At 69.8% G+C, this 13308-nt stretch carries 10 protein-coding genes and 2 pseudogenes; 4 read left to right on the top strand and 8 right to left on the bottom strand.

Annotated elements, in window-relative coordinates:
• Positions 1-242: 242 nt before the first annotated feature.
• The gene (locus ABZ348_RS08220; protein WP_358930588.1) at positions 243-743 is read right to left on the bottom strand and encodes a MarR family winged helix-turn-helix transcriptional regulator; all 501 of its coding nucleotides are present in this window, start codon (positions 741-743) and stop codon (positions 243-245) included.
• A 156-nt stretch (positions 744-899) separates the two neighbouring features.
• Between ABZ348_RS08220 and ABZ348_RS08215 the strand changes: the two genes are divergently transcribed.
• A complete protein-coding gene (locus ABZ348_RS08215; RefSeq protein ID WP_358930587.1) occupies positions 900-1976 on the top strand; it encodes an alkene reductase in 1077 nt (358 codons plus the stop codon).
• Between the two features lie 124 nt (positions 1977-2100).
• Here the strand turns inward: ABZ348_RS08215 and thpD are convergent, their stop codons facing one another.
• The 5 genes from thpD to ABZ348_RS08190 form a co-directional block, all read right to left on the bottom strand.
• Positions 2101-2997: an ectoine hydroxylase gene (gene thpD / locus ABZ348_RS08210; RefSeq protein WP_358930585.1), complete on the bottom strand. Its 897-nt coding sequence runs from the start codon at positions 2995-2997 to the stop codon at positions 2101-2103.
• Between the two features lie 3 nt (positions 2998-3000).
• A complete protein-coding gene (locus tag ABZ348_RS08205) occupies positions 3001-3399 on the bottom strand; it encodes an ectoine synthase (RefSeq protein WP_358930583.1) in 399 nt (132 codons plus the stop codon).
• A gap of 103 nt (positions 3400-3502) precedes the next feature.
• Entirely contained in the window at positions 3503-4771 is a 1269-nt protein-coding gene (ectB, locus tag ABZ348_RS08200; protein ID WP_358930581.1) for a diaminobutyrate--2-oxoglutarate transaminase, read from the bottom strand.
• A gap of 162 nt (positions 4772-4933) precedes the next feature.
• Entirely contained in the window at positions 4934-5527 is a 594-nt protein-coding gene (gene ectA, locus ABZ348_RS08195) for a diaminobutyrate acetyltransferase (protein WP_358930579.1), read from the bottom strand.
• 668 nt (positions 5528-6195) lie between these two features.
• Positions 6196-7296, bottom strand: coding sequence for an aminotransferase class V-fold PLP-dependent enzyme (locus tag ABZ348_RS08190; RefSeq protein WP_358930577.1), 1101 nt, complete (start codon positions 7294-7296; stop codon positions 6196-6198).
• Positions 7297-7443: 147 nt separating this feature from the next.
• Between ABZ348_RS08190 and ABZ348_RS08185 the strand changes: the two genes are divergently transcribed.
• Positions 7444-8535, top strand: coding sequence for an amidohydrolase family protein (locus tag ABZ348_RS08185; protein WP_358930575.1), 1092 nt, complete (start codon positions 7444-7446; stop codon positions 8533-8535).
• A 375-nt stretch (positions 8536-8910) separates the two neighbouring features.
• Positions 8911-9894: an SCO1860 family LAETG-anchored protein gene (locus ABZ348_RS08180; protein WP_358930573.1), complete on the top strand. Its 984-nt coding sequence runs from the start codon at positions 8911-8913 to the stop codon at positions 9892-9894.
• Between the two features lie 91 nt (positions 9895-9985).
• Here ABZ348_RS08180 and cobC read toward each other — a convergent pair.
• Positions 9986-11062 (bottom strand): annotated as a pseudogene (cobC, locus tag ABZ348_RS08175) (Rv2231c family pyridoxal phosphate-dependent protein CobC); the annotation flags it as partial.
• Positions 11063-11897: 835 nt separating this feature from the next.
• Positions 11898-12350: pseudogene (locus ABZ348_RS08170) on the bottom strand (cobalamin biosynthesis protein); the annotation flags it as partial.
• Between the two features lie 194 nt (positions 12351-12544).
• Here ABZ348_RS08170 and ABZ348_RS08165 point away from each other — a divergent pair.
• The gene (locus ABZ348_RS08165; RefSeq protein WP_358930572.1) at positions 12545-13267 is read left to right on the top strand and encodes a ZIP family metal transporter; all 723 of its coding nucleotides are present in this window, start codon (positions 12545-12547) and stop codon (positions 13265-13267) included.
• Positions 13268-13308: the final 41 nt, after the last annotated feature.

The following is a 13308-nucleotide window of genomic DNA, read 5'->3' as shown; positions in this document are numbered from 1 at the left end:
CAGATCGCAATGCCGCCTCGCCGGTGTCGAGGCCGCAATAGAGCCATCTACGCGCGTGGACCTGCTGGTCGTGCGCGCCTCGGAATTCCGTCCTCGCGATGGACCCGGCCATCACCCCGGGAGGTCGTTCGCGGAGCTCGTGGTGCGAGTCCCGGCCATCCGGCCTCGGGCCTCCGATCCGTGACCTCGACTCCGTTCCCGAGTCCCGGCCGGGCGCCGCGGCCCGCGCGGCGAGATCCCGCCTAACCCTCGTCGTGACAGTCCGCCGTCTGTACGCAGAGGTTGGCCTCCACCTTCCCGAGCAGTCGCACCAGCTCCCCGCGCTCCCCTTCGTCCAGCCCGGCCAGGGTGCGCGTCTCCAGTTCGGTCATCGCCTCCTGCACCGCCGCATTGAGCGCACAGCTTTCGGCGGTCGCCTCCACCAGGGCCGCCCTGCGGTCCGCAGGGTCCGGTCGACGACGGACGTGTCCGGCTTGTTCGAGCCGTTGCAGCATCTTGGTGACGGTCGACGGATCGAGCTCCAGGGTCTTGATCAGGTCGGACTGGCGCAACGGGCCCGCGTTCCACAGCTGGATCATCAAGGACTCCTGCCCCGGGTAGAGGTCGAGCCCCTTGAGCAGCTTGGCCGCCACCATGCGGTGCAGCCGGGCGGTCCTGGACAGGGAACGGCTCACCGGCCCGCCCAGGGCGCAGGCGGACAGCGGCTCGGAACAGACGGGGTCGGCGACTGCCTCGGGTTTCATCGTGACTCCTCGGTGGTGGGCTGCCGTGTGCACAGTGTCCCCGAACGTCGGGCAGCACCTCCAGGGAAAACTTTACCTTGGCCGGCCAAGTAAATGCGCTACAGTGACTCCCGGCGGAAATACTTGGCCGACCACATATCCTTTTCTGGAGTCCTGATGACCACCGCGTTCGACCCGATCGACCTCTCGGGCAAGAAGCTGGCGAACCGCATCGCCATGGCCCCCATGACCCGCAGTCGCGCCTTCGGCCCCGGCCTCACGCCGACCGACTCGGTCGTCGAGTACTACGCCCAACGAGCCGGCGCCGGCCTGATCATCACCGAAGGCATCCAGCCCTCGATCACCGGACAGGGCTACCCCGACACCCCCGGGCTGCACAGCGACGAACAGGTCGCCGCCTGGCGCAAGGTCACCGACGCGGTGCACGCCAAGGGCGGAAGGATCTTCGCCCAGCTGATGCACTCCGGACGCATCGGCCACCCCTCGCTCTTCCCCGACGGCCGCGCCAGCGTCGCCCCCTCCGCGGTCGCCGCCGCAGGACAGCTCTTCACCCACGAAGGCCCCAAGGACTTCCTGCCGCCCCGCGCGCTCGATGCCGCGGAGATCCCGGAGGTCGTGGAGGAGTTCACCCACAGCGCGCGCAACGCGGTCGAGGCGGGATTCGACGGCGTCGAACTGCACGGGGCCAATGGCTACTTGATCCAGCAGTTCCTGGCGTCGAACACCAACCAGCGCACTGACGAGTGGGGCGGCTCGGTGGAGAACCGCATTCGTTTCGCCACCGAAGTCACCCACTCCGTGGTCGCCGCGATCGGCGCGCACCGCACCGGTATCCGACTCTCGCCGCGCAACGAGTACAACGACATCGCCGAAGCCGACGCCCACGAGGTCTACCCGGCCCTGATCCGCAAGCTGGACCCGCTGGGCCTGGCCTACGTCCACATCTCGGAGACCAACGAGAAGGCCCGCGAGATCACGCTGGAACTGCGTCGCCAGTACAGCGGAACCGTGGTGCTGAACCCGGCGACGGAGGGACCGACCGACCACGCCGCCCTGCCGCTCATCGCGGAGGGCGTCGCCGACATCATCGCCTTCGGCTCGCTCTTCCTCGCCAACCCCGACCTCCCGGTCAGGTTGCAGAGCGAGGGCCCGTACAACGCTCCCGTCCCGGCCGCCTTCTTCGGCGGCGGCGACGAGGGGTTCATCGACTATCCGGTGCTGAGCACCGTCTGATGGACAGCAGGCGGGGCCGGTCCGGACGCCACCCGGACCGGCCCCGCCGCGGTGCTCACGAAGCCCGTGGAGCCGTCGTGCTCACCACGTTCCTGCCCCCGCACGCGCACGGCACGCGGTGCGGTCAGCGGATCGGGGTGAAGTCCCTGGCGCCGATGAAGTCCGGACGCGGCACCGGCGCCGCGAACGGCTGGACCGCCGCGTTCTCCACGCTGTTGAACACGATGAACACATTGCTGCGCGCGAAGGGCGTGATGTTGTCGCCCGAGCCGTGCATGCAGTTGCAGTCGAACCAGGTCGCCGAACCGGCCCGCCCGGTAAACAGCCGGATGCCGTGCTCCTGCGCGTACCGGGTCAGCGCCTCGTTCGACGGCGTGCCGGCGTCCTGCATCTGGAGCGACTTCTTGTAGTTGTCCTTCGGGGTCTCGCCCGCGCACCCCAGGAAGGTCCGGTGCGACCCGGGCATGATCATCAGCCCGCCGTTGGTGTCCCGGTTCTCGGTCAGGGCGATGGACACCGACACGGTGCGCATGTTCGGCAGCCCGTCCTCGGCGTGCCAGGTCTCAAAGTCGGAGTGCCAATAGAAGCCGGAGGCGCCGAAGCCGGGCTTCACATTGATGCGCGACTGGTGGACGTAGACGTCCGAACCGAGGATCTGGCGGGCCCGGCCCACCACACGCTCATCGCGGACGAGGGCGGCGAACACCGCACTGAGCTTGTGCACCTCGAAGACCGACCGCACGTCCTGGGACGCGGGCTCGATGATCGAGCGCTCGTCGGCTCGGACGGACGGGTCGGCGATCAGCCGCTCCATCTCCGAGCGGTATACGGCGACTTCGTCGTCGGAGATCATGTCCTCGACGGTGAGGAAGCCGTCGCGTTCATAGCCGCGCAGTTCGGTCGGGACGATGGGCCCGGGCGCGCCGGGCGCCGACCAGACGACCGGATCCTGGCGCGGGGTCATCACCTCTCCCACGCCTCGGGTCGGGTAGAGATCGGTGCGTACGGGTGCGGTCGTCATGATTCAGCCCTCCTCGGTGAGCAGCGGATAGACGCCGTTCTCGTCGTGGTCCTCGCGCCCGGTCACGGGCGGGTTGAAGACGCAGACGCAGCGGAAGTCGGTCTTGGGACGCAGGGTGTGGCGCTCGTGGCCGTCCAGGAGATACATCGTCCCGGGCTCGATCCAGTGGGTCTCGCCGGTCTCGTCGTCGGTGAGCTCGGCCTCGCCCTCCACGCAGAGCACCGCCTCGATGTGGTTCGCGTACCACATCGACGTCTCCGTGCCCGCGTACAGGACGGTCTCGTGGAGCGAGAAGCCCACCTTCTCCTTGGCGAGCACGATGCGCTTGCTCTCCCAGGTCCCCGAGGCCGCTCTCACATGGCGGTCGGTGTTCTCGATGTCCTTGAACGAACGGACGATCACAGTGGTTCGCTGCCTTTCTTCGGTGGTGGGGCGGGCGCTTCCGCGGCGTCGAGGGGGAAGCGCCCGTGAGGCATGGCGGTCAGCCGGCCAGTCGGTCAGTCGGTCAGCCGGTCTCGCGGACGCTGCGGGCGAGGATGCGCAGGCCCTGGTCCAACTCGTCGGGGGAGATGGTCAGCGCCGGCAGCAGCTTGACCACCTCGCTCCGGGGCCCGGAGGTCTCCAGCAGCATCCCCAGTTCGAAGGCGCGGGTGCAGATCGCCGAGGCGCGCGAAGGGTCCTCGAACTCCAGGCCCCACACGAGTCCGCGGCCCCGGAAGGAGACTCCGGCGTCGGCGTTCTCGGCCGCGATGCCCAACAGCGCCTGCTCGACCTGCTCACCGCGGGCGAGAGTCTGCTTCTCCATCTGCCCATCCGCCCAGTAGGCGTCGAGCGCCGCAGCCGCGGTGACGAAGGCCGGGTTGTTGCCGCGGAACGTGCCGTTGTGCTCGCCCGGCTCCCAGATGTCCAGTTCCGGCTTGAACAGGCAGAGCGACATGGGCAGGCCGTACCCGCTGATGGACTTGGACAGGGTGACGATGTCCGGTGTGATGCCCGCCTCCTCGAAGGAGAAGAAGCCGCCGGTACGGCCGCAGCCCATCTGGATGTCGTCGACGATCAGCAGCATGTCCTGGCGCTCGCACAGTGCTTGGAGCGCGCGCAGCCACTCGCCCCGGGCGACGTTGATGCCGCCCTCGCCCTGAACGGTCTCCACGATCACCGCGGCCGGCTTGTTCAGCCCCGAGCCCTGGTCCTCCAGCAGCCGCTCGAACCAGATGAAGTCCGGGACCTGACCGTCGAAGTAGTTGTCGAACGGCATCGGTGTGCCGTGGACCAGGGGGATTCCGGCACCGGCCCGCTTGAAGGCGTTGCCGGTCACGGCGAGCGAGCCCAGGGACATGCCGTGGAAGGCATTGGTGAAGGAGACGACCGATTCGCGACCCTTGACCTTGCGCGCCAGCTTCAGCGCGGCCTCCACGGCGTTGGTGCCGGTCGGGCCGGGGAACATCACCTTGTACGGCAGGTCGCGCGGGCGCAGGACGATGTTCTGGAATGACTCCAGGAACGCCCGTTTCGCGGTGGTGGCCATGTCCAGGCCGTGGGTGATGCCGTCGCGTTCGATGTAGTCGATGAGGGCGCGCTTGAGCACCGGGTTGTTGTGGCCGTAGTTGAGCGAGCCGGCACCGGCGAAGAAGTCGAGGTAGGCGTGGCCGTCCTCGTCGTGCAACTGGCTGCCCTGGGCCCGGTCGAACACGGCGGGCCAGCCGCGGCAGTAGCTGCGCACCTCCGATTCCAGGGTCTCGAAGACGCTCAGGGCGGGCGGGGTGATGGTCACAGTGGTCTCCAGGGGGTCCTGTGGGGCGAGTTCGTTGAACTGGCCGGGTGGGTGCGGGCATCCCGCTCGTGGCCGCTGACAGTCGCTGTCGGCCGATTGCGGGATCCGCACCCGTGGGGACGGGGGTGCGAAGGGCGTGGGGAGCGGAGTGCCGGACCGTGGTCAGGGGCCGAGCGGCCCGATCCGGTAGAGGACTTCCGGTTGGTGTGCGCCTGTGGGCTGCCCCGGTGCTGCGGATTCTCGGGGTGCTGGGGACCGGTGCTGCGGTTCGTCGGGGAACAGGGCGCCGTCGAAGAGGACTTCGCGGTCCACCCGTGCGCCGTGACGCCGGGCGAAGGAGGTGAAGAGTCGGTCCGATGCGGTGTTGTCGGGGGTGATCGTGGTCTCGACCTCGCTGATGCCGCGGTCGACGGTGACCTTGGCGGTCAGCGCGTCGAGCAGCACTCCGGCGAGCCCCCGGCCGCGGAACGAGTCGTCCACGGCGATCTGCCAGACGACGAGGGTCGTCGGTCGATCGGGCCGGGCGTACCCCGTGACGAAGGCGACCGGCTCGCCGTCGGGGGCACGTGCCACCAGCGAGGTGGCGGAGAAGTCACGGCACCACAGCAGATAGCTGTACGAGGAGTTGAGGTCGAGCACCTCGGAGTCGCGGGCAATGCGCCAGAGCGCGGCTCCGTCCTCTACTCGCGGGGGTTCAACGGTGATGAATTCGCTCGACGGGTTGGCTCGTACAAGGTCTTCCTGTGCGGCGGTCATGCCCAAGTAATTTACCGAGCAAATTCGAAAAATGCATGGATGGGAGGGGTTGGGTGAGATCACTTCCTGTGTTATCGCGCAGGCGCGAGAACTGATCATGGAGGGAGGCGTTATCGCCTATTTTAAGGGGTGCGAAAGGGATTTTCAGGATGCGCTGTGGAGTCGGTCACATCTCGATATCGCCCCGGAGAATATTAATGAAACTCATGCGTTTAGGGAGATGGGATGGGGGCAGACGAGAGAGGGAAACCTGCCATAGATAATCCTTCCGATAAATCCGCTCCGACGTGGGTCGATTTATCGAATGCGGCGAACTGAATTCTTGATGTGTTCCTGTCGCTCGGCGTCGGAAGTCGCCGGTTATGGGCTACCGGGCGGTGGATTGCCGGCGGAGCTCCCTGCGCTCCCCGCTCGATAGGCTCGGCGTGCTTTACCTGCTGTGTGCGCTGTGTGCACTCTGTGTGCTTTGCGGTGCTCGATGTGCTCCGTGCGCTCCCGACGCATGACCCGGGGCCACGGTTTCCCGCGCATCGCCCCTGCCCGCCCCGGCAGCCCGGGGACATCGACGCAGCACAACGGCCCCCGAGGCGGCGCCGAAGCCGCCCGGAGGCCGATGCGTGTGCTCGGGGGGCCAAGGAGGTGGCCGGCCCGCTGTGTTCGAGGTGCGGTCAGGCCCACACCTCGCTCACCGCGCGTCCCGCGGCCTCCAGATCCACCGTCGCGCCCGACTGGGCCAGGGCCGACCCCAGCGCGGTGAGCGAGGAACGCACCGCACCGCGGGTGGCGTCCACGCCGTAGTGGTTGACGCGGACCATCTCCTTGGCCAATGCCCCGCCGCCCGCGATCAACGGCAGCGAAGGGTCGGCGGCCAGAGCCCGCGCCACCAACTCGGATGCGTCCACGCCCGCCGGCACGCGCAAGGTCGTCGCCACCGGAGCCGCGTCCCGCGCCTCGTACACATACGGCTCCAGACCGCCCCCGAGCGCCGTCGCACCGGCACGCGTCGCGGTGGCGGCTGACGCATGGCGGGCCATCACCGCGTCCAGGCCCTCCGACTCGATGCGCTCCACGCACGCCTCCAGGGCCAGCATCTCCAACTGGGCCGGAGCGTGGAGCAGGGCTCGGCGTCCGCCGTCGATCCAACGTTCCTTCCAGTCCAACAGCGACAGATAGGAGCGCCGGGGCGCAGCCGGGTTGGCCGCGAACCGCTCCCAGGCCCGGGCGCTCACCGAAACCGCCGACACACCGGCCGGTCCCCCCATGGCCTTCTGCGCGCCGATCACGCACAGGTCGACTCCCCAGGCGTCCGGCAGCAGCGGTTCCGCGGCCACCGAAGCCACCGCGTCCAACATGAACAGGGCCCCGTGACGCCTGACGACCTCACCGATCTCCGCCACCGGGTTGGTGTTGCCCGTCGCCGCCTCCGCGTGCACCAGCGAGACGAAGTCGATCTCCGGGCGGGCGGCCAACGCCTGCTCCACCTGCTCCGCGGTGACCGCGGTGTGGAAGGGCACCTCCAGATCGACGACCGTGGCGCCGCAGTCCCGCAGCCAGTTGCCGAACGTCTGCCCGTAGGGGCCGGTCACCACGTTCAGCGCGGTCGAGCCGGCGCGGGCACCGCTGCGGATGCAGCCCTCCAGCGGAAGCAGCGCCTCACCCTGGGTGATCACCACATCGTGCTCGGTGTCGAGCAGCGCCGCCACACGACGCTCGATGCTCGCGAAGTGCGCGGCGGTCAACGGGGGCAGGTCCAGGAGCGGATGTGTCACGGTGGTGCCTCTTCAGGTCCGCGCTTCGGGGTCGCGCAATGGGGTCGTCTTCTGTTGGGGCCGGCCGGACCACGCCTGTGATCAGCGGCTTTCAGCATCACGCACGAGGGTACCCACCCCCGCGCACCACCCTCGTACAGTGCTGGCATGAGCGATCACGCGGTGCTGCATGTGAAGGGGCGGGTGCTCGCCGGCCCCGAGGACGTACGGGACGAACTATGGGTCGTCGGGGGGCGCATCACCTACCAACGCCCCCATGTGACCCGGGACGTACGGACCGTGTCCGGTTGGGCCCTCCCCGGGCTGGTCGACGCCCACTGCCACGTCGGGCTCGACCGGCACGGCCCGGTGGACGACGCCACCAGTGAGAAGCAGGCGCTCGCGGACCGGGACGCCGGCGCCCTGCTGATCCGGGACGCGGGCTCACCGTCCGACACCCGCTGGATCGACGAGCGCGACGACCTTCCGAAGATCATCAGGGCGGGCCGGCACATCGCGCGCACCCGCCGCTACATCAGGAACTACGCGCACGAGGTCGAGCCCGACGACCTGGTCGCGTATGTGGCGCGCGAGGCGCAGCGCGGTGACGGCTGGGTCAAGCTCGTCGGCGACTGGATCGACCGGGAGGCGGGTGACCTCACCGCCTGTTGGCCGCGCGGCGCGGTGGAGGCGGCGATCGCGGAAGCGCATCGGCTGGGAGCTCGCGTCACCGCCCACTGCTTCGCCGAGGATTCGCTCCGCGATCTGGTGGAGGCGGGCATCGACTGCATCGAGCACGCGACCGGACTCACCGAGGACACCATCCCGCTCTTCGCGGAACGCGGTGTCGCCATCGTCCCCACCCTCGTCAACATCGCCACCTTCCCCGCCCTCGCGGACGGCGGGGAGTCCAAGTTCCCCCGCTGGTCGGCCCATCTGCGCAGGCTCCACGAGCGGCGTTACGACACCGTGCGCGCCGCGTACGACGCGGGGATCCCGGTGTTCGTCGGTACGGACGCGGGCGGTTCGCTGGCCCACGGTCTGGTCGCGGCCGAGGTGGCCGAGTTGGTGAAGGCCGGTATCCCACCGCTGAAAGCACTGTCGGCCACCACCTGGGGTGCCAGGCAGTGGCTGGGGCGCCCGGCACTGGACGAGGGCGCTCCGGCGGACCTCGTGGTGTACGCGTCCGATCCCCGGGCGGACGTCAGGGTGCTGGCGGCGCCGCAACGGGTGATCCTCAACGGCCGGGTGATCGGCTGACCCCGGCCCGGTCGACACGGTGTTCGCGGGCCTTCCCCGGGCGATGGGGGAGGGGCACGCGCCCGGGCCCCTCCCGTGCGGCGGCCCCTTGACCGAGCGTTACTTCAGCTGGTCACGGCTCGTTGAACACCTCTGGGCACCCCCCGGGTCATGCACCGGCACGCGACCGGGCCCGTGAGACACGCCGCCACTTCAGGAACACCCGTACGTCACAAATCGAATGTGGACGCGGAAACCCCCTTTGGAGTGAACTAACCCCAGGTGTCTGTCGGTTCACTCTGAGTGCGTAAAGATTCCCGTGTCCCCGTCGTCACGGCCCGCATGTCCCTGCGGGCCGTGCGGCGATGCCGTAACTCTCGTGGGGGTTCCACCACCGTGAACAGCAATGCCTTCCGCACGTCCGCACGCCGCTGCGCCGCCGTCACCGCCTCCGTCGCGATCGTCGCGGCACCGATGGCGCTCGCCGGTCCCGCACACGCCACCGGCGGCGGCAGCGAGGGAAGGGCGAGTGCTGTCGTGCTCCGCGCCGGACTCGACGTCTCGCTGCACAACAAGACCGTGCAGATCCCCCTCAAGACCACGCTCAACGAGGTCACGGCACCGGCGAGCGCCGACAAGACGGCGCTCTCCGTCCGGCTCGACGGCGTCGACGGGGGGAGGCCGTTCTCGGTGCTGCGCGCGGACGTGGCCACCTCCCGGGGAACCGTCGGCAAGAAGCAGGCCGAGGGGTACGCCCGTCTCGTCGGCGCCCGGGTGCATGTGCCGGGACTTCCGCTGCTCTCCCTCATCGAGGTCGAACAGGTCACCTCCCGGGCCACCTGCCGGGTCGGCGCCCGCCCCACCGCCACATCGAACGTGCTCGGTCACGTCAAGGTGCTCGGCAAGAAGGTGACGCTCACCGCGGGCGGGCGGACCGCGGTGACCGTGCCGGGCGTCGGCACGGTCACGCTCGACCTGTCCCGGACCCACACCACCTCCCGCACGGCCGCAGCGACCGCCCTCGCCCTCAAGGTCGCCGTGAACCCCCTCAAGCTGAACGTCGCCGAGGTCAACGGGTCGGTGACCCTCGTGGAGGCCACGTGCGAGGCGCCGAAGGCCCCGCACCGGCAGCAGGAGACCCAGGCGCCGCAGGAGCCCGGACAGCAGCAGACCGAAGCCCCCGCGGAGACCGGAGCCCCGCAGGAGTCCGCGCCCACCGAGGGGATCAAGGCGCTCTCCGGCGGGGAGCCCACCGAGAACCTCGCCGAGACGGGCGGTAGTTCGACCACCAAGTACCTGGCTGCCGGCTCGGTGCTGCTGCTCGGCCTCGGCGGCGGTGCGCTGCTGATGGTCCGCAAGCGGGCACGCGCCCGCGGCTGACAGCCGGCCCCGGTGGGGCAGAGCGGAAGGGGCGGGGTTCCGACGCAGGGCGGACCCCACCCCTTCCGTACCTCCGATGCCGTACGGAACGTCAGTGGCCCACCATCGTCAGCGCCTGGTCCAGCGCCTGGAGGAAGCGGTTCGTCGTCACCCGGTCCCGTACCGCGATGCGCAACCAACCGGGGCCGAGACCGGGAAAGGTGTCACCGCGACGCACGGCGAACCCGAGGGAGCGCAGCCGTTCGCGCACCTCCGCACCCCGGTGCACATGGGCGAGGACGAACGACGCCTCGGCCGACTCCACCACCCGTACCTCGTCGAACTCCGCCAGACCGGCCAGCAGATGGGCCCGCTCCAGTGCGATCGACTCCGCCGCATGCTCCGCCTCCTTCAACGCCGCCGGGCTCATACACACTTCGGCGGCGACCAGGGCCGGCGTCGACACCGGCCACAGCGGTTGGACGCGCTCCAACTCCGCGATCACCTCCGGTGGCGCCAGCACATAGCCGACGCGCAGACCGGCGAGGCCCCAGGTCTTGGTGAGACTGCGCAGCACCACCAGCCCCGGTATGTCCGTACGGTCCGCCAGTGTTTCGCGCTCCTGCGGTACCGCGTCCATGAACGCTTCGTCCACGACGAGCAGCCGTCCCGGCCGGGCGATCGCCGCAAGATCCGCGGCCGGATGGAGCACCGAGGTCGGGTTGGTCGGATTGCCGATCATCACCAGGTCCGCCGTATCGGGCACGGCCGCGGGATCGAGCCGAAAGCCGTCCTCCTCCCGGAGCACGAGCCGGTGCACGGTGTGGCCGGCGTCCCGCAGAGCCGCTTCCGGCTCGGTGAACTGCGGATGGACGACCAGGGGATGTCGCACCCGCAGCGCCCGGGCGAGCAGGACGAACGCCTCCGCCGCACCGGAGGTCAGCAACACCCGCTCCACCGGAAGCCCATGGCGCGCCGCAACCGCTGCGCGTGCCGCGCGACCGTCCGGATAGCTGGCGAGCGTCACCAAGGAGGCGGCGATGCGTTCGCGCAGCCATTCGGGAGGGGTGTCGGTGCGCACGTTGACCGCGAGATCGGTCATGTGCGCAGCACTGTCCCGGACTTCGGCATCGCCGTGGTGGCGCAGGTCGTGGGGGTCAGTGTGCGTGTACATGGCTGCTGTCTGGACTTTCGTGGGTACGGGGGAGCGGGGACGTCACACGTGCTCCTTGGGGGTGAGGGACGTACGGCAGGAGGGAGCGCGTGACGGGAGAGACCACGCGGTGATCGGATGCGACATCCCCGGGTGGGGGCGCGGTGGTGGGGAGGGTCACCGCGCACGACGGGGTCGGAATCGCAGGGTGTCGGCGGGGCCTGCGCGCGCCGGCCGGGAGCGCCCGGTGCGGTGCGGGGGAGGCGGCGCGGCGGCGACATCGCGGGGGCGGTCGTACCGTCTGGCCCGGACACCGTCTGGCCCGGACACCGTCGCTCCGCGAAGGATTCGTACGGCCGTCGTCGGTGGCGCGGTCGGGCGCGCCACAGGGGCCGCGGGCGGTTCGCCGGTACCTGGTGCACGGCGCCGCGCGGTCTGAAGGAGGCCATCGCAACCCGTGCGGGGTCGCCGCTCGGTCCACGATGAGCGGGTGGCTGGGTTGCCGACCGTCACGATCGTCATCCTGTCCACCATCGCGGCATCCACTCCGTGCACTGTGCTCACATGGCCTGTTCTTTTCGGTCTCTTGGGGTGATGGAGAGAGCGAGAGCCTCCCCTCCTCCGGACGACCCTCACCATGGTCGACCCCGTTCGAGGCGGCTCGGGGTGAGGGGCCAGCCTTGAGGCCGGGTCGGCACGAGGACCTGTCAACTACCGCAAAGTCTGAGTGGGGAGGCTCTGAACAGCAATATTGTCACTCGGGTGACCATGCTGACGCCCCTGGTCCCGGCTGTGGTGGCAAGGAGTCGCCCGCCCTGCCCGTACGAGGATCCTCCCTGTGGGCCATCAGCCCGCCGCCCTGCTCACCAGCAGGGCCATCCCCGGTCACGTCGAGGCCGGATTTGGACCCTGGACCCTCTTTATCCCTGCCATGGACCTCGGTGATCGACACTCTGCGTACCACCGCACAGGTCGCCCCGGCGGGCCTCCCCTCCGGCCGGGACACCCGCTTCGGCACCAGCAGCACGCCCCCACTGGCCAGCGCAGCGGCCTCCGCGACCGACGGGGTGCCGACGGCGCCCAGCGGAGCCGCGGAAGGATGCGGTACGGGGACGCGGGCCAGCCGGTCCGCAGGATGGGTCACCAGCGGGACGCCCAACCACTCGGCCAGCGCCAGGACCCCCGGCTCACCGGCCTTGGCCACCACGGTGGCCACCTCGGCGACGGCCGCGGTCGCCAGCCCCGCCGTTCGCAAGGTCTCCTCGACGAGTCCGACCACCTCGCTCACGGGCACACCCCGCGAGGCACCGACCCCCACGACCAACAGCCCCTCGCCCGGGGCCGTCCACCCGCTCATCGCCCCCACCGCCCCCCGCGGTGACAAGCAACCCGCGCAATGCCGAGGCGTGCGCTGACGACCTGGTCCATGAGCTCACTCCCCCCGGGGCAAACGGGTGATTGCGGCGGGTCCCGCAGCAGGAACCGCACAGCGGCGGATCGATCCGCTAGCAAAGGCGCATGGCGGTGTTCGTTGCGCTCGGCGCGTTCCTGATGACGCTGTTCGGCGGTTGGGTCGCGCAACGCGTCACCGACCGCCGCCATTTGGTGCTGGGCCTGGCCGGCGGTCTGATGCTCGGCGTGGTGGGACTCGATCTGCTGCCCGAGGCACTGGAGGCGGCGGGCGAGGACGTGTTCGGGGTGCCCCAGGCGCTGCTGCTCTTCGTCGGCGGCTTTCTGGTGGCACACATGGTGGAACGTCTGCTGGCCGCCCGCCAGATCTCCCACGGCGCCGCGGAGGAGCGCGTTCCGCAGGTGGGGCTGACCGCGGCCGGCGCCATGGTCAGCCACAGCCTGATGGACGGCATCGCGATCGGCGCCGCCTTCCAGGTGGGCGATGCGATGGGGATCACCGTGGCACTGGCCGTCGTCACCCATGACTTCGCCGACGGCTTCAACACGTACACGATCGCCAGCGTGTACGGGAACACCCGGGCCAAGGCCATGGTGATGCTCTTCGCCGACGCTCTCGCGCCGGTCGTCGGCGCGGCCTCCACCCTGCTGTTCACCCTGCCCGTGGAAGCTCTCGGCAGCTATCTCGGCTTCTTCGGCGGCGCACTGCTCTACCTCGCCGCCGCCGAGATCCTCCCCGAGGCCCACCACTCCCACGCGGCCGGCCCCACCCTGCTGTGCACGACCGCGGGGGTGGGGTTCATCTGGCTGGTGACCGGCATCGCCGAATGAGGACCCCGAACCGGCCGGCGTCGCCCCGGCAGCCGAGGGCG

The organism is Streptomyces sp. NPDC005963 (genome assembly GCF_040638655.1).
Classification (GTDB): domain Bacteria; phylum Actinomycetota; class Actinomycetes; order Streptomycetales; family Streptomycetaceae; genus Streptomyces.
The sequence above is the reverse complement of the archived record's forward strand: the minus strand, read 5'-3'. Positions and strand labels throughout refer to the sequence as shown.